Genomic DNA, 16445 nt, shown 5'->3' with positions numbered 1-16445 from the left:
TGATAGAACAATGAGGAAGATGGAGGCATTCATCTTCCTTTTTTTATTAAGTAAAGAAAAAAACGTTTATTTTCAGATTAATTAAAAAAATCTGTATTTAATGATACAATACAAATTATATAGTTCAAAGGAGGAATAGCAGCATGTTTTCCATCGCTCATACAAAAATTAGACCCATAGTTTCTCTACCTATCGATCAATCTGAAAAGGAATGGAATATAGATGTTAAAAATATAAAAGAATCGTTTCTATTTTTAAAAAGAGGAGAGAAATTATTTGCATACGTTCATGTGAAGGATCTGCTATCAAATAGTAAGGAATTAACTTCTAAGCTATTACTTTCAAATGCTGTTTCACTAGATACAATATGTCATCTTAGTAAAGATATTTCTTTAACAGCTCTTTTTCAAATTATTGGAGCGCCGATTGCCATAGTAAAAAATGAAGTGGATGAGCTAACAGGATATATAAGAAGAGAGGATGTTTTTGCAGAACTATTTAAACAAGAAAATCAGAGTGTTGATATATTGAAAATTATTTTAACGTCTATTCCAATGGGGATTTTTATAGTAGATCGAGAAAAGAAAATTGTAAATTGTAATGAATCTGGTTTGAAGATGATTAAATCGACTCCTGAAAAAGTTATGAATGTACCAGCAGAACTGATTTTTAATGGAGAACACATTAATAACGTATTTACAAAGGGAAAAACGATCTTGAATCAATTACAAATCACAAATGAGATGGGTGTATTAGTTGACTATAGTCCAATTCCAAACTTTGATCAAAGTATTGAAGGAATGGTTATTATTGTGCAAGATTTGCCGATGGTCGAGGACATGGCGATGGAAATTGAATATATAAAGGATTTAAATGAAGATTTACATGCAATCTTGTCTAGTATTTATGATGAAATATTAGTTGTTAATCATAAAGGGGAATTAATTCGTTATAGTGAAACTGTTATCAATGATTTTTGGGGGAGTAGTTTGAAAGACCTTTTAGGAAAAAATCTTTTAGAATTAGAAAATAAAGGATTATTCAGTCCGTCTGTTACGCGATTAGTGTTGGAAAAACAAAAAAAGGTATCAGTTGTACAAGAAACAAAAAGCGGAAGAAAAATATTAGCAGTTGGAAACCCTGTATTTAATGAAAACGGAGAGCTTCATCGTATTATTATTGCCTCAAGGGATATTACCGAAGCAACGAGATTGAAGACGGAATTACATGAAATAAAGAAGATATCAGAGCAATATAAGAAGGAGTTAGATGACTTTAAAAATAAAGATCGTTTTCTTAAGAAGCTTATTTACTGTAGTCCGAAAATGGAGCAAATTATTAACCAAGCTAAAAAAATAGCAGATTTTTCTTCCAATGTTCTTATTTCTGGAGAATCTGGCGTCGGAAAAGAAGTAATTGCTCAGGCAATTCATCAACTTGGAAACCGATCTTCAAAGCCATTTTTAAAATTAAATTGTGGTGCAATTCCAGAAACTTTGTTAGAAAGTGAACTATTTGGTTATACGAAAGGCGCTTTTACAGGAGCCGATAAAAATGGAAAAGAAGGATATTTTAAGCGGGCGGATCAAGGTATTTTATTTTTAGATGAAATTGGAGAAATGCCTTTACATTTGCAAGTGAAATTGCTTAGAGTCCTACAGGAACAAGAAGTAATTCCTATTGGAAGTACAATCCCTACGAAAATAAATGTACAAATTATTGCTGCTACAAATAAGAGTCTTGAAAAGATGGTGGAATCTGGAACATTCCGTGAAGATTTGTTTTATCGGCTAAATGTAATTCCGTTGCGAGTGCCTCCTCTACGAGAGCGAATGGAAGATGTTCCAGTACTTGCCTTTCATTTCTTGCAACAGTTAAATGAAAAATATAATAAAAATTATCATTTAACTCCAGATGCGCTTAGCTTACTAGAGTTTTACTCATGGCCAGGAAATGTACGTGAATTACAAAATATGATTGAACGTTTAGTAGTATCAGCAGATGATCCAGTAATTGAAGCGGAGTTTGTTAGTAAGTTTTTAACAACTGGTTATGACTTTAAAAAATCAAAACCAGCTATTACAAGAGTATTACCATTACAAGAAGCGCTACATTCTGTAGAAGAACAATTGATTTTACTTGCAATGAAGCAGTACAAAACAACGACTAAGGCTGCAAAAGCTCTGGGAATCAGCCAATCTTCAGTGAGTCGTAAATATCAAAAAATTGTTAGTGAAAAAGGGATAGCGGCTGATATCATCTCTTATTCCTAAAAAAGGAGAAGGTCACATAGACTTCTCCTTTTTGTGTGCGCTCAGCATGTGCATATTCTCTAGGAGTCAAGTCCCGAGTGGTGAAGGCGGTAGCGGAAATGATTAACATTCCGTTTTATGCAAAATGGAATAGTGTATGCGAGAGTGCATAAATTGTTTATTGTTTTTAAGAAAATAGTCAGTTTATGTATGATTCCTTTGGATTTTAAATATTGGCATGAAAATTGCTTATAAATATATAAACGATCGATGAAGGGGGATTCAATATAGTGCTAGATTTAAAAATGTATGTAAACGGTGAATGGAGAGAGTCTAGTAATCAAGAGAAAAGAACGATTATTAACCCTGCGAATGGCAAGGGTATAGCATATGCACCTGAGGGAACGATTGAGGATGCAAAATACGCGATAGAAGTGGCGAGAATGGCTTTCGATAGCGGAATTTGGTCAGCGACATCCACTGCTGAAAGGGCATCATATTTATTTAAAATAGCAGATGAAATTGATAAAAATATGGAAGAATTAGTGTACCTTGAAACAATGGATAATGGAAAAACATACCGTGAGGCAGAAGGAGATATTGGAGATGCAGCGGCTTGTTTTCGCTATTATGCCGGATTGATTACAAAGCCAGATGGTCAAACATATCATGTAGCCGATCCGATGCAAGCGATGGTTGTAAGAGAGCCAGTTGGTGTTTGTGGATTAATTGTTCCATGGAATTATCCGCTATTGATGAGTGTATGGAAAATTGCACCTGCTTTAGCAGCTGGAAATACCATTGTGTTTAAACCTTCTGAAGTGACACCAATCACTGCAACAAAGCTATTCGAAATCCTTGAAAAAGTAGGGCTACCAAAAGGTGTTGCCAATATGGTAATGGGGGCCGGTCCAATAGTAGGAAATGAAATTGCAGCGAGTAATAAAGTGGACATGATTTCCTTTACAGGTGGAACAAAAACAGGTAAGCACATTATGAGAACAGCGGCAGATAATATGAAAAAGATTTCGTTAGAACTTGGAGGGAAATCTCCAAATATTATTTTTGCAGATGCAGATTTTGAGACCGCTATTGATTATGCTCTATTCGGTATTTATGCAGGTAGCGGACAAGTATGTTCAGCAGGATCAAGAATCCTTGTAGAAGAAAAGATTTATGATAAATTTGTTAATAGTTTTGTAGAGCGAGCACAGCAAATTAACGTTGGACCTGGTGATAATCCAGAATCAGAAATGGGGCCACTTGTAAGTCAAGAACATATGGAAAAAGTATTACGCTATATTGAAATTGGGAAAGACGAAGGTGCAAACGTTGCTTGCGGAGGTAGACGAATAATGGAGGATGGAAAAGGTGATGGTTTCTTTATTGAACCAACAGTCTTTGTCAATGTAAAACCTGATATGCGCATTGTCCAGGAAGAAATCTTCGGTCCTGTTGTAGTAATTCAAAAGTTTAAAGACGAACAGGAAGCAATTGAGTTGGCAAACGGTACAGACTATGGTTTGGCTGGAGGAGTATTTACAGTCGATGGTGCAAAAGCAATGCGTGTGATTCGCAAACTTCGCGCAGGAATTACGTGGATTAATAGCTATCATCCAACATACAATGAGGCGCCTTGGGGCGGATATAAGCAAAGTGGTATAGGTCGTAGTCTAGGAACGTTTGGTTTAGAAGAATTTCAAGAAATTAAGCAGATTAATATAAATCTAGAAGTAGAACCTATTGGTTGGTTTGCAAATAAAAAAAATGTAGAGGTGAATTAGATGGAAACGAACGTGAAAAATAAATTGAATGAGAAAGAATCAAATGTAAATGAGTATATTACGAAAGTACTACAGTTAATTGAAAAAGAAAAGGTTACTGAAGAAGAGGCAAACTGGATTCAAAAAGAAACAGTAGATGGATTTAGAGAGCATGTAAACCCTGGTTTTCTTGCTTATAGAAAAACAGTAACAAAAGATGGACAATTTGCAGCAGTAGAATGGTCAGATGAAGGATCTTGCTTCATGGATATTAATGGTAAAAAGTATATTGACTGTTTAGGTGGATTTGGAATTTATAATGTTGGTCACCGTAATCCGAAAGTGGTAAAAGCTGTAACGGATCAATTAAAGCGTCAAGCATTGCACAGTCAGGATTTACTAGATCCACTTCGAGCAATGCTTGCAAAGATTTTAGCGGATATTACACCTGGTGATTTGAAATACGCCTTCTTTACAAACAGTGGTACAGAAAGTGTGGAGGCAGCACTAAAACTAGCAAAAATGTATAGTGAACGAACAACGTTCATTGCTACAACGCGTGCTTTCCATGGTAAGAGCCTTGGTGCTTTATCTGGGACGGCAAAAGGAATGTTCCGTAAGCCATTTTTACCATTAATTCCGGGTTTCCGTCATGTTCCGTTTGGCGATATTGATATGATGAGAAAAACATTTGAGACATGTGCATTAGTGGGAGAAGATGTTGCAGCAGTTATTTTAGAACCAATTCAAGGAGAGGGCGGTATTATTTTACCTCCAGAAAATTATTTGAAACAAGTACGAGAGCTTTGTGATGAGTTTGGATCACTCCTTATCTTTGATGAAGTACAAACTGGAATGGGACGTACAGGAAAAATGTTTGCTGCAGAATTATATGATGTCGTGCCGGATATTATTTGTCTTGCGAAGGCGTTTGGTGGAGGTGTAATGCCAGCGGGAGCTATTGTTGCGAAAGAAACAGTATTCAAAAGTTGGTTTGAAAATCCATTTATGCACACAACAACATTTGGAGGAAATCCACTTGCATGTGCTGCTGCAATTGCAACAATCCATGTTTTATTGGAAGAGAAATTACCGGAACGAGCTATGGAAGTTGGGGAGTATTTCTTAAAAGGATTGAAACAAGCAGCAGAAGGACACGAAGATAAAATCTTTGAAATTCGTGGTCAAGGTTTAATGATTGGGATTGAATTCCATAAAGACGAGATTGGTTATGAAGTGTCAAAGGCGATGTTTGATCAAGGCATTCTTGTTGCGGGAACATTAATTAATTCAAAAACTATTCGTATTGAACCATCCCTTACAATTAGTTATGAAGAAGTAGATACAGTTATTAATACGTTTAAATCTGTGCTAACTCAAGTAAAAGTAAAATAAATTTTGTATAAGGTTATATGTGAATTCAAACGATTGAAACTATAATTAGAATAGATTTACCTGTATGTTATTACAGGAAGGCAGTGTAACGAAAAGTTACACTGCCTTTTTATTACATTTTTTATTGTAAGTATTTACATATAATTCGTCTTAGTGTACTATTTAACTAACACACTAAGACAGGAGGGGAGAAATGAAAATCGAGTTTTCTCCAAATACACCAATTTACATTCAGGTAATGGAATACATAAAGAAAGAAATTGTAACGGGTCATTTATTGCCTGGCGATAAAATTCCCTCCGTACGTGAATTAGCGAGTGAATTACAAGTAAATCCAAATACGATTCAACGTACATTTCAAGAGTTAGAGCGGGATGGAGTTGTTGTAACACGTAGAGGAATGGGGCGATATGTAACGAATGAAGGGGAGAAAATTATGGAGCTGCGAAAAGATATGGCGAAAGAATTACTTCATTCTTTTATAGATGGAATGGACAATTTAGGTTTTTCAGAAGAAGAAATTCTTACAATCCTTCGTTCTTCATTACATGAGAAAAGGGAGGAGAGCGAATGACAGAGTTATTAAAAATAGAAAATCTATGGAAGCGGTACGGATTAAAAGTAGTGATCCGTGAGTTAAACATAGAGATTACAGAAGGAAAAATCGTTGGGCTTGTTGGAGATAACGGAAGCGGGAAAACGACGTTATTAAAAATGATTGCAGGATTGCAGCACCCTTCTGAAGGCAGTATAGTAATTAACGGTAAAAAAGTAGGGTTAGAGACGAAAGAAATCGTTTCATTTATGTCTGATAAGCCAGTCTTTGATGATTGGATGACGGTAAAAGATTCTTTATTTTTCTATCGAGATTTTTATAAAGACTTCGACATTCAAAAAGCGGTAGATACGATTGCGGAATTTAAAATACCGTTAGAAGAAAGAATTACAGCTTTATCAAAAGGTATGGTTGAAAAGTTACAAATTATTTTAACATTTTCGAGGAAAGCGAAGTTATACGTACTAGATGAACCACTGGGCGGAATTGATCTTGTTTCTAGAGAACATGTATTGAACCTCATTCTACAATTTTATAGAGAAGATTGTACGATACTAATCTCGACTCACTTAATAAATGAAGTTGAAAATATTTTTGATGAAGTAATCTTTTTAAAAGATGGGGAAATTGTATTGTATGAAAATGTAGAAGAGTTACGTTTTCAGAGAGGGAAAGCTGTCACAGATGTGTTTAAGGAGGTGTTTAGTAGGTGAAGTCGAGCTTAATATATATGTACAATGTGAATAAAAAGCAAATTATTATTTCATTATTATCATTTATATTCGTTGTAGCTGTCGCTTTCGTAAGCTTGGGAAATTATATTAAGCAAGAATCAGGAGAGGTAAGGCAAATAATTATAGTTTCCTTAGTCATCTTAGTATATATAATTTTTATAGCATTGATATTTATTCAGGCGATATCTGCATTTGGAAAAATGACTGAAAGTACATTATTTCGGTTAACACCGACATCAGGTAAAAAGATTGTTTTAGCAATAGTGTTATATACTGTCATTTATCTCCTTATTTTTGAAGTTATAGGTTCTATTTTTTTATATAGTATTTCTATGAAAATAATAAAGGGTACAGAGCTCTATGAAGTGTTATTTACCCAAAGTGTATTCAATCCATTAAAGCACCTCTTTAGTACTATGTTATATGTATTTAAATTATCTAGCATATTGCTTGTATTACTTTTTGCAGTAGCTAGCGTTAAAGTTTTTTCTTTGAAAAAGAAGAAGCTAGAATATACGATTATATTTTTGTTGTTTTTATTAGTAACAAAAGTGATGAGCGTTATATATGAAATGTTGGGTGGGCTTGCTCCTATAGTGCCCTTAATAAGAAATTTAATTTATATAGATGAATCGTCAGATGGAGATGTAATGTTATTCCCGGAAAAGCTTATGAATTTATATAGCCTTAGTTTTTCTATAGGAATATTTATCCTACTTGTTTATATAACAGGTCGCATCATCGACAAAAAACTAGAAGTTTAAAGGAGGAATCATCATTGGGAAATGTAGTAGTGAAATTAGAAAATGTCCGAAAAAAAATCGGTAGAACAGAAATTATTCGGGGCTTATCATTTGAGGTTCGTGAAGGAGAGGTATACGGATTCCTTGGACCGAACGGTAGCGGTAAGACGACGACAATTCGTATGATGACAGGTCTTATTTCTATGACAGAAGGCGATATTACAATTTGTGGTCATAGTATTCGCACAGAGCGTGAAAAGGCGCTAGAGCAAATTGGAGCGATTGTAGAAAATCCCGAGCTATATGATTATATGACTGGAATGCAAAATTTAAAGCATTTTGCGAACATGGCGATTACCCCAATTAGTAAAGAGCGCATCGCTGAAATTGTAAAGCTTGTTGAATTAGAGCATGCGATTCATAAAAAGGTGAAAACATACTCACTTGGTATGAAACAGCGTTTAGGAATTGCGCAGGCGTTACTTCATCAGCCGAAAATCTTAATTTTAGATGAACCGACAAATGGATTAGATCCAGCTGGTATTCGCCAAATTCGTGATTATTTACAACGATTAGCGAAAGAAGAAAATATTGCAGTCATTGTATCAAGTCATTTATTAAGTGAAATTGAATTAATGTGTGATCGCGTAGTTATTATAAAGCAAGGTGAGTTTGTACAAGAGTATAACTTACATGAACAAGCGAAGCATGATGAAACAGTTGTAGTTGCATTTGAAGTAGATCAAGTTCAAAAAGCGAACGAAATTATTAAAGGTAAAGTACAAGGAAATGTAGCTGTGGCATCTGTAATGAAAGAAGAGATTCCGCAAATTGTAAAACAGTTAGTGAATGCTGATGTACTCGTATACGGTGTTACTGTTCAAAATAAAACGTTAGAGGATGAGTTCTTAGCGATTACAGGGGGAGTGAAAGCGTAATGTTTAAATTAATTCAAAATGAATTTTTAAAGTTACATGCGAAAAAAGGTATGTACATTTTAATAGGTGTAATTGCAGCATTGGAGATTTTGGGAGTTTTAGCGATGCTGAAATGGGGAGGAGGAAATGAGTTTAAAGGATCATATTTAGATTTTGTAAGTTCAGAGATTGGTTTAATTACCTTATTTGCAACAATTTTTGGAATTACGATTGCGTCTCGTACAATTACTGATGAGTTCCAAAAAGGTACAATTAAGCAGCTATTAATCCGTCCGAGAAAACGAATTACAGTTTTGTTCTCTAAATATATTACAGTGTTACTTACTATATTATTTATCATATTTGCTAGCACGTTAATCGCAATGATTATTGGCGGGATTGTAATGGATGGTAGTAAAACAGGAGTAACGTTAGGAATCGTAATGAAGTCCATTTTATATCAAGTACTTTCACCGTTCTTCTTTGCAACTCTTTCATTTTGCTTAGCTAATGTATTTAGAAATTCTGTATTACCATTAATTATTACGATGTTCCTATTTTTCTTACAAGGACCAATTAATATGGTACTAATGATGTTTGCAAAAGGTGTAGCGAAATTTGTGGTGTTTTTCCATTTAAATTTAAGTGTTTACGACAGTAATAAATTAGTAAGTGGCGGAGTAGAACCACCATTTACAGAATTTACGTTTACAACTTCATTATTACTTGTGGTTGCATATTTTGCTGTATTACTTGTAGTATCAAGTGTATTATTCCAAAAACGTGACGTATTATAGTAGAAAAAATCCCCGTGTTAACGGGGATTTTTATTAACCAGCTTTTTTGATTTATGTAGCTTTTAAGTGTGGCAGATACATATTTACTTAGGAACATAATTGTAACTAAGTTGAAGAACATTGATATGGTATATCAAATAGGATTGTTATTATGTAATTTAATACGTATATTATTCGGAATAAAGTGAGAAAAATAGGAAGATTTTCAACTATATTCATATTATAATTTAGTTATCCGGCCATTTGTGGAGAAGGGCTACCCATAAAATACTGAATAAAGTTTCACTTTATATCATCTCTGGAGGTGTTCCATATGCAACATGCATTTTCACGTATAAGGCTACGTAGTTTTTTTGGATGGATGATTATAGGGATGTTCCTGACTATGATTCCATTAAATTTATCAGGTGCTTCTGACAATACGATAGAGTTACTGTCACAAATATCAATATTTTTCGCATTTCCACTATTGTGGCTATATTTAAAAACAAGTAAAAATAATGTTGTTTTTAAAAGTTTTTTTGATAAGCCCAGACGTTTACATTGGGGGCTAATTGTATTAGCAACGATAATGGGAATGATTTTTGCAGTCGGTATATCCCAAATTCAATTTTATATTTTAGCACATACTGTACCTAATTTCTTAGTTACCATGTTAGAAGATGGAAATGTAATTAATACGAGTAACATATACATGACGATATTTACTTTCATTTCAGCATGTGTATTAGCCCCAATAATGGAAGAGGTTATTTTTAGAGGGTTTTTCTTACAGCGAATGGCTTACAAATGGGGGATTAAACGAGCGGTTATTATATCCTCTCTTATTTTTGGACTAGGACATTTTGATGTTATCGGTGCTTTCATGTTCGGTGTTATTATGTGCCTTCTATACATAAAGACAAAAAATATATGGACGAATATTGCTGTGCATGCTCTAAATAATTTGATTGCAACGAGTATGCAATTTGTAGGTGGAGAGGGAAGTGACGCAATCTCGATTACGGAATTACAAGCACAAAGTAATTTATGGATCGGCATTGGGCTTACGGTCGTCGGGTTACTTTGGTTAATCCCTTACATTTGGAAACAATGGCGTACAGTAAAAGAAGTTGGTGTGCCACCGATTCGTTTCATAAATGAAGAAAAAGTAGTGAATACATCAGAAGAAAATGAAATATATAGCCAAGTGATAGTAACAGATAGATTGATGGCTGTAGAACTACCTGATGAAGCTGTAAATAAGCTTCGGTTAGAAGAAAATGATTATGTAACAGTTTCTGTAGAAGAAGATAAAGTTGTTATAAAGAAAGCGCATAATAGATAATTAAAAAGTAGCTCCTAAAGAGCTACTTTTTAATTTGTAATAATCTCTACACGAAAATTATTACCGTTCTTTACATATTTAATATCTGTAACGATCCGAACGGTTTTTAGAAGTTCAACTTTTTCACCAATTCGAGGGATGGTCGGAACATTGTCCCAAATACCAAGCAAGTCATCTAATTGTGCCGTTTTTTCATAAAACCAGATTTTCAATGTAAAGCCCCTTTCTCGAACCCTGTGTATTTTAATACATGATATATCATTTTTATTCTTAATGTAAGGGGTTTTTACTCTTTTTGTGAATAAAGATGAATTAATCTTCTGGGAATATATGTTCAATGTCCGGAGTAAGAGCTACTTCTGATAATACGATATGAGAAACTGTCGTTGCATATGAAGAAACATCATTGATAAATTCTTCAAGTTCAACGAGTGAAGGAACAGAGATTTTTACAATGTAGCATAAGCTTCCTGTTACTCGGTAACAAAAACTTGCAGATGGATAAGACTGAATAAACTGTTGCATACGTGTTGTATCACCATTTTTTAAAGTGATTTCTAAAATACAATCTAAAACAAGTCCTGCTTTTTTATAATTGATATCGATTGTGTATTTTTGAATAATCCCTTCACTTTCAAGTTTACGTACACGTTCTGTAGTAGACGGAGCCGATAAGTTTACTCGTTTTGCTAATTCACGCATCGAAAGGCGGCTATCATTATATAATTCATTTAAAATTTTTCGATCAACACGGTCTAATTGCATTTGTAAATATACCTCCAGTAAAATGATAATTTTTGTAAAGAAAAATTTAAAATTAAGATTCATATGAAATGTAAAGTGAACTTTATTTATTTTACAATAAAAAAGAAGGAAATAGGAGGGGAAATGATGGAGAGAATTACATTATCAAATGTAGGAGATACAAAGTTTCAAAAATTATTAGGTCATAATCCAGATATATTAAATTCGTGGAGTACGTTAGAGAATACACTGTATAGTACAGGGGCCCTTTCCGTAGAGTTAAAGGAGCAAGTAAGAAGAACATTAGCGTTTGGGAATGAATGTCCGTACTGTATGGCAAAGGGAAAGCCGGATGATATACAAAAAATAGAAGAAATTAGCGTAGCCGTTACTTTTGCACATGCATTTGTTCATGACCAAAAGGCGATAGATGATAATATGTTTCATATATTAAAACAATATTGGACTGAAAAAGAAATTGTAGAGCTTTGTGCCTATATTTGTTTTATTACTGCTTCGCAGCAACTTGGTTTTCTGTTTCAATTACAGCCCAATTAATTAGGAGGATATTATGCTTAATCAAGCAGCACTTATAATCATTGATGTACAGGAAGCATTCAACTTACCATACTGGGGCGTGAGGAATAACCTTTTGGCGGAAGAAAATATGAAAAGTTTGTTAGAAGAATGGAGAAAAAGAAAACTACCAGTTTTTCATATTCAACATGTAAATAAAGAAAATGTTCAATCGATGTTTTATCAACATGCGGAAACGGTAAACTTTAAAGAAGAAGTGCAACCAATGCCAGATGAAATAATTATCCAGAAATCCGTTAATAGCGCGTTCATTGGGACAAATTTGGAAGAACAATTAAGAGAACAAAATTGTAATACGGTAGTGATTGTAGGATTAACAACAAATCATTGTGTGGAGACTACAACACGGATGGCAGGTAATTTAGGGCTTACAACGTATTTAGTGAGCGATGCGACGGCTACATTCAATCGTAAAGGTCTGGACGGGACAGAGTATAGTGCAGAGGACATTCACAATATGACACTTGTAAACTTACATGATGAATTTGCCAAAATCGTTACGACTGAAGGTGTTTTAAAATTATTTTAAGAAAATAATTGTGGAATTATGTAGAAAAAAATAAGAATATTTCGTATAATCTAAGTATAATCATTTTGAAAATAGGGGTGGCATCATATGGAGCAAATTCCAGTAAAGAAAATAGAAGAAGTACTCGTTTTAGCAGGAGATGATAAACAAAAGCAAAAGGAATTTTATGAATTGCTCTTAACAACGGAGTTTTATGTTGCTGGTTTACTTGAAGCAGAAGACGGGGCAACGGAAGGAACACTTCGTTTGCGTCATTTCCAAGGAGAGGGTAGATGGATCGTTCCGTTCTTTACACAATTGAAATTTGTAAAAGATGTGTTGCCAGAAGGTACACCCCTTATTACGATACGTGGAAAAGAATTATTGGGTAGCATCGAGAAAGATGCGACAGCTGTATTAAATGTTGGAACAGATATGAGTAAAACATTTATTCCAGAAGAAATTGCAGAGATAGCATCAGGACGAATCTTTAATTATTATAAGTAAAAGGAAAAGCTTAGCAGCTTTTCCTTTTTAATTTGAACATGGAGTGGCTATACCAGAAGAAATAGAAACAGTTTTGTTAGTTGTATTTATTGTTGCTGTAGCTCCGAGGGGAATACCGATATTTGGACTTATATGTCCAATCGGTAAACCGAATAACACAGGTATATTATATGGCGTGAAATATTCATATAATATTGTTTGCAATGATTGAGATGGCTTAGAAGGGTTGCAGTCGTGACAACTTGTAAAAATAACGCCGCTGCATTCATTAAACTGTCCAGATAAAAGTAGTTGATTTAACATCCGGTCAATGCGGTACGGTTCTTCACCAATATCTTCAAGCAATAAAAGTTTATTTGACGTATTTATCTCATAGGGCGAGCCAATTATACTTGTTAACACAGTTAAATTCCCTCCAACTAATGTGCCTGTAACTGTACATGGAGAGGTAGGTACGATACATTCTGATGCATATAAGATAGATGAATACGGATGGAATAGTTGATTGAAAGAAGATAAGGAGAGAGAATCTATACCTTTTCCTAATTCTTCAATCATTGGACCATGAAAAGTAACCAGCTCCGCATAACGTGAAAAGGCAGTATGTAAAGCCGTAATATCGCTATATCCCCAAAAAATCTTTGGATTCCGTTGAATGATTTCATATTGAATGTAAGGGAGGAGACGAGCGCTGCCGTAACCACCTCGTGCACAAAAGACTGCTTTGACCTCAGTATTTGTAAATGCTTCATGTATATCATCAAGACGAACTTGATCACTTCCAGCTAAATATCCATATTTTTCATAAACACTCTTTCCAATTATTACGGATAATCCCATCTCTTGTAATACTTTCACACCTTTTAATATATTCTCAAGTGTTGGTGGGCCAGACGGTGCAATAACCATTACTGTATCACCTTTTTGCAAAGCATTTGGATAAATCATTGTTCTCAGCCTCCTTCTCTTTCAATATATTCGCTTGAGCGAAAGTTCAATCCTTGTAAAAGAAGGGGAAAGCATGTCATATAAAGAAGGTATAGGGAAAGTAGGAGGGAAAATGATGTTTACAAGTCGAGTAATAGATATATTACAAATTAAGTATCCGATCATTCAAGCAGGTATGGCAGGAGCGATTACAACGTCAGAACTTGTTGCAGCTGTGAGTAATAGCGGAGGATTAGGTACGCTTGGAGCAGGGTATATGAGCCAAGAACAAATCCGTGAAGCGATTTATAAAATAAGGGAACTAACAAATAAGCCTTTCGGTGTTAATTTACTTTTAACGAAAGAGATACAGATAGAAGAAGAGAAGATAAACGAGGCGAAAGTATTACTTAGTGGAGTGAATAGAGAATTAGGTATAGAGGAAGAAAAGACTTTAAAACTTCCAAAAAGCTATAAAGAACAATTACAAGTATTATTAGAGGAAAAGGTACCAGTCGTTAGTTTTGCATTTCAAACGTTAGAAAAAGAAGAAATAGATGATTTGAAAAAGGAAGGGATAAAAGTTATCGGAACAGCTACCCATGTAGCGGAAGCGAAAGCACTTGCTAAGTTAGGGGTAGATATTATTGTCGGGCAAGGTAGCGAGGCAGGAGGGCATAGAGGAACGTTTATTGGGAAAGAACAAGATGCGATGATTGGTACATTTGCATTAATCCCGCAATTAGTAGCGGAAGTACCTCATATCCCGATTGTTGCAGCAGGTGGTGTAATGAATGGGCAAGGGCTTGTTGCGGCATTTGCGTTAGGGGCAGAGGCTGTTCAAATGGGATCAGCCTTTTTAACGAGTGAAGAAAGTATTACGCATGACGTGTATAAAGAGGCGATTTTACATAGTACAGATACGAGTACAACGGTAACCCGTGCGTTTTCCGGGAAATATGCACGGGGTATTCGTAATGAATTTATAGAGAAACATGAAGGAAGAGAAGAGAATTTACCGATGTATCCAGTGCAAAACGTATTAACTTCAAAAATACGTCAAGAAGCAGCGAAGCAAAATAAGGAAGAGTATATGTCGCTTTGGGCGGGACAAGCATCATCATTAGCACGAACGGAATCAGCTCAGCACGTAGTGAAACGTGTCATGAAAGAAGCAGAGAACGTAATTGAACAATTACAAGATGTATATAAAAAAAGACCACTTGAATAATTCAAGCGGTCTTTTCGTTAGTTTGCTTTATAAAATTGTTGGATAGCTTCGTCGATGTAAACCCAGCCTTTCCAACCTAAGTGCATATGATCTTTTAAGAAGTACTTATCATATTCATGATTTGAGAAATCAGCAATTGGATAGCCAGCTTGCTTAATTTGCTCATGAACTTTATTGTAGTATAATTCGCGTTTTTCTTTCGGGAAGCCAGCGTAATCATACCAAGGACCTTTTACAGGAACAGAAATGAAGAGCGGTTTTGCGCCAGATTGTTTTAATAAATCAAGTACAATTTGTAAATCTTCATATTCTGGTGATTGGTCATAAGCATCATTTTTTAAGTAACCTTCACGTTGTTTTAATTTCTTCTTAATTTTGCTATTGAAGTAATCATCTTCGATGCCATATTCGTTAGAGCTTGATTCTACTGCACCTGTTTGATCAGCATGCTTACGAGCTTCTTCCCAGTTCATTTGTTTCAATGATGGATCAAGCTGTTCTTTATGCGGCTTAATATTAAACATAACTGTAAATAAATCTTTACGATCTAGAATGTTACGATAAATATAAGCGAAAGGTTTAGCAGCAAGTGCTTTTACTTTATACTTTGTATCATCGTAGGCGATACCTTCAAGCGAAATTTTTAATAAAGTTTCTTTTTTTACAATCTCAAAGTTTAATAAGCGTTTTGCAATTTGTTTTTTCATTTCAGGTTTTAAATCATCGTTGAAAATGAAGTGGTAACCTTGTTGTTTTGAAAAGTTAGGTGCAAAGTGTGTCTCATCAATACCTTGTGGTACAAACCATTGCGGAGAAAGAACGAATATCATTTTCTTATCTTTCAATTGATCCATTGTAGATGTGAAGTTTAATACATGTACAAGGTCTTGTGTTCCACCGCGCCCAAGTAGGAATGGTGTGAATCCTTCAGGCTTTACTTTGAAATAATTCGATGGATGGAAAGCATCCATACGTGCGAATTCCGATGAACCGTACATCGGAAGATATTTCGGGTCTGCTAACATCTTTTGCTGTAAAATCATACTTTGAATCTTTTCTTCTTTTAAAGAAGTCGCAGCTTGTTCTACTTTCTCATCACTTAAAAGTGGGAGTAGGAAGCGCGTAGGAATAAGTAAGAATACAGCAAAAAGGGCCAATGCTAAAAGCATCGGACCAAATTTCACTTTGTTCATCGGATTTCTTCTAACTTTTTAATAACCATATTTGGTGTAGCCCACTCATCGCGGTCAAAATCAGAAATAGAAACTTCAATCTCTAAACGCTCTTGGAATTCTACTAATAAAGATACTACAGCGAAAGAATCAAGAATACCTTCTTCAAATAATTGAACATCTAAGTTTTCTTTCACAATATCGTTTTCACATACTTCTTCTAAAATATCTAATACTTGCTCTTTGAATTCTGCCATTTTTAAAATCTCCTTTAT

The 16445-nt window shown here is 34.7% G+C and carries 18 protein-coding genes; 13 read left to right on the top strand and 5 right to left on the bottom strand.

Annotated elements, in window-relative coordinates; translation table 11 throughout:
• The first annotated feature begins 143 nt into the window (after positions 1-143).
• The 9 genes from B5P40_RS06490 (at position 144) to B5P40_RS06450 (ending at position 10484) form a co-directional block, all read left to right on the top strand.
• Complete coding sequence (locus tag B5P40_RS06490; protein WP_113708982.1) at positions 144-2273, top strand: sigma 54-interacting transcriptional regulator; 2130 nt, start codon at positions 144-146, stop codon at positions 2271-2273.
• A gap of 269 nt (positions 2274-2542) precedes the next feature.
• On the top strand, positions 2543-4036 hold the full coding sequence (locus B5P40_RS06485; protein ID WP_002188889.1) for an aldehyde dehydrogenase family protein: 1494 nt from the start codon (positions 2543-2545) through the stop codon (positions 4034-4036).
• Entirely contained in the window at positions 4037-5410 is a 1374-nt protein-coding gene (locus tag B5P40_RS06480; RefSeq protein ID WP_002188891.1) for a putrescine aminotransferase, read from the top strand.
• Positions 5411-5603: 193 nt separating this feature from the next.
• Positions 5604-5984: a GntR family transcriptional regulator gene (locus B5P40_RS06475; protein WP_002030586.1), complete on the top strand. Its 381-nt coding sequence runs from the start codon at positions 5604-5606 to the stop codon at positions 5982-5984.
• Positions 5981-6679 (top strand): ABC transporter ATP-binding protein, encoded by a 699-nt coding sequence (locus B5P40_RS06470; protein ID WP_002188893.1) that lies wholly within the window; start codon positions 5981-5983, stop codon positions 6677-6679. Before B5P40_RS06475 ends, B5P40_RS06470 begins: the two co-directional genes overlap by 4 nt.
• Entirely contained in the window at positions 6676-7464 is a 789-nt protein-coding gene (locus B5P40_RS06465; RefSeq protein ID WP_002188894.1) for a hypothetical protein, read from the top strand. The genes B5P40_RS06470 and B5P40_RS06465 overlap by 4 nt, the downstream gene beginning before the upstream one ends.
• A 14-nt stretch (positions 7465-7478) precedes the next feature.
• The gene (locus tag B5P40_RS06460; protein WP_002030591.1) at positions 7479-8381 is read left to right on the top strand and encodes an ABC transporter ATP-binding protein; all 903 of its coding nucleotides are present in this window, start codon (positions 7479-7481) and stop codon (positions 8379-8381) included.
• On the top strand, positions 8381-9157 hold the full coding sequence (locus tag B5P40_RS06455) for an ABC transporter permease (protein ID WP_002186344.1): 777 nt from the start codon (positions 8381-8383) through the stop codon (positions 9155-9157). The genes B5P40_RS06460 and B5P40_RS06455 overlap by 1 nt, the downstream gene beginning before the upstream one ends.
• A 313-nt stretch (positions 9158-9470) precedes the next feature.
• On the top strand, positions 9471-10484 hold the full coding sequence (locus B5P40_RS06450) for a CPBP family intramembrane glutamic endopeptidase (RefSeq protein WP_002188895.1): 1014 nt from the start codon (positions 9471-9473) through the stop codon (positions 10482-10484).
• Positions 10485-10513: 29 nt separating this feature from the next.
• Here the strand turns inward: B5P40_RS06450 and B5P40_RS06445 are convergent, their stop codons facing one another.
• Together B5P40_RS06445 and B5P40_RS06440 are read right to left on the bottom strand one after the other, a co-directional pair.
• The gene (locus tag B5P40_RS06445; protein WP_000707108.1) at positions 10514-10696 is read right to left on the bottom strand and encodes a DUF3913 family protein; all 183 of its coding nucleotides are present in this window, start codon (positions 10694-10696) and stop codon (positions 10514-10516) included.
• 100 nt (positions 10697-10796) lie between these two features.
• A complete protein-coding gene (locus B5P40_RS06440) occupies positions 10797-11249 on the bottom strand; it encodes an Lrp/AsnC family transcriptional regulator (protein WP_002011610.1) in 453 nt (150 codons plus the stop codon).
• A gap of 123 nt (positions 11250-11372) precedes the next feature.
• Between B5P40_RS06440 and B5P40_RS06435 the strand changes: the two genes are divergently transcribed.
• The 3 genes from B5P40_RS06435 (at position 11373) to B5P40_RS06425 (ending at position 12840) form a co-directional block, all read left to right on the top strand.
• Positions 11373-11786 carry a carboxymuconolactone decarboxylase family protein gene (locus B5P40_RS06435; RefSeq protein ID WP_170935223.1) on the top strand — a complete coding sequence of 138 codons (414 nt, stop codon included), beginning with the start codon at positions 11373-11375 and terminating at the stop codon, positions 11784-11786.
• Between the two features lie 13 nt (positions 11787-11799).
• Positions 11800-12354: a cysteine hydrolase family protein gene (locus tag B5P40_RS06430; protein WP_002126225.1), complete on the top strand. Its 555-nt coding sequence runs from the start codon at positions 11800-11802 to the stop codon at positions 12352-12354.
• An 87-nt stretch (positions 12355-12441) separates the two neighbouring features.
• The gene (locus tag B5P40_RS06425; protein ID WP_113708981.1) at positions 12442-12840 is read left to right on the top strand and encodes an SseB family protein; all 399 of its coding nucleotides are present in this window, start codon (positions 12442-12444) and stop codon (positions 12838-12840) included.
• Between the two features lie 27 nt (positions 12841-12867).
• Here the strand turns inward: B5P40_RS06425 and B5P40_RS06420 are convergent, their stop codons facing one another.
• Positions 12868-13788 (bottom strand): S66 peptidase family protein, encoded by a 921-nt coding sequence (locus B5P40_RS06420; protein ID WP_002193257.1) that lies wholly within the window; start codon positions 13786-13788, stop codon positions 12868-12870.
• A gap of 73 nt (positions 13789-13861) precedes the next feature.
• Here B5P40_RS06420 and B5P40_RS06415 point away from each other — a divergent pair, with 73 nt between their 5' ends.
• Positions 13862-14998, top strand: coding sequence for an NAD(P)H-dependent flavin oxidoreductase (locus tag B5P40_RS06415; protein ID WP_002193256.1), 1137 nt, complete (start codon positions 13862-13864; stop codon positions 14996-14998).
• 17 nt (positions 14999-15015) lie between these two features.
• Here B5P40_RS06415 and dltD read toward each other — a convergent pair whose 3' ends face one another.
• Both dltD and dltC read right to left on the bottom strand, forming a co-directional pair.
• Positions 15016-16191, bottom strand: a complete 1176-nt coding sequence (gene dltD, locus B5P40_RS06410) for a D-alanyl-lipoteichoic acid biosynthesis protein DltD (RefSeq protein ID WP_002126231.1) — start codon at positions 16189-16191, stop codon at positions 15016-15018.
• Positions 16188-16427, bottom strand: coding sequence for a D-alanine--poly(phosphoribitol) ligase subunit DltC (dltC, locus tag B5P40_RS06405; protein ID WP_002011622.1), 240 nt, complete (start codon positions 16425-16427; stop codon positions 16188-16190). The genes dltD and dltC overlap by 4 nt, the downstream gene beginning before the upstream one ends.
• Positions 16428-16445: the final 18 nt, after the last annotated feature.

It is taken from the genome of Bacillus sp. SRB_8, assembly GCF_003264205.1.
Lineage (GTDB): Bacteria > Bacillota > Bacilli > Bacillales > Bacillaceae_G > Bacillus_A > Bacillus_A mycoides.
This window is presented reverse-complemented; position numbering and strand designations above follow the sequence as displayed.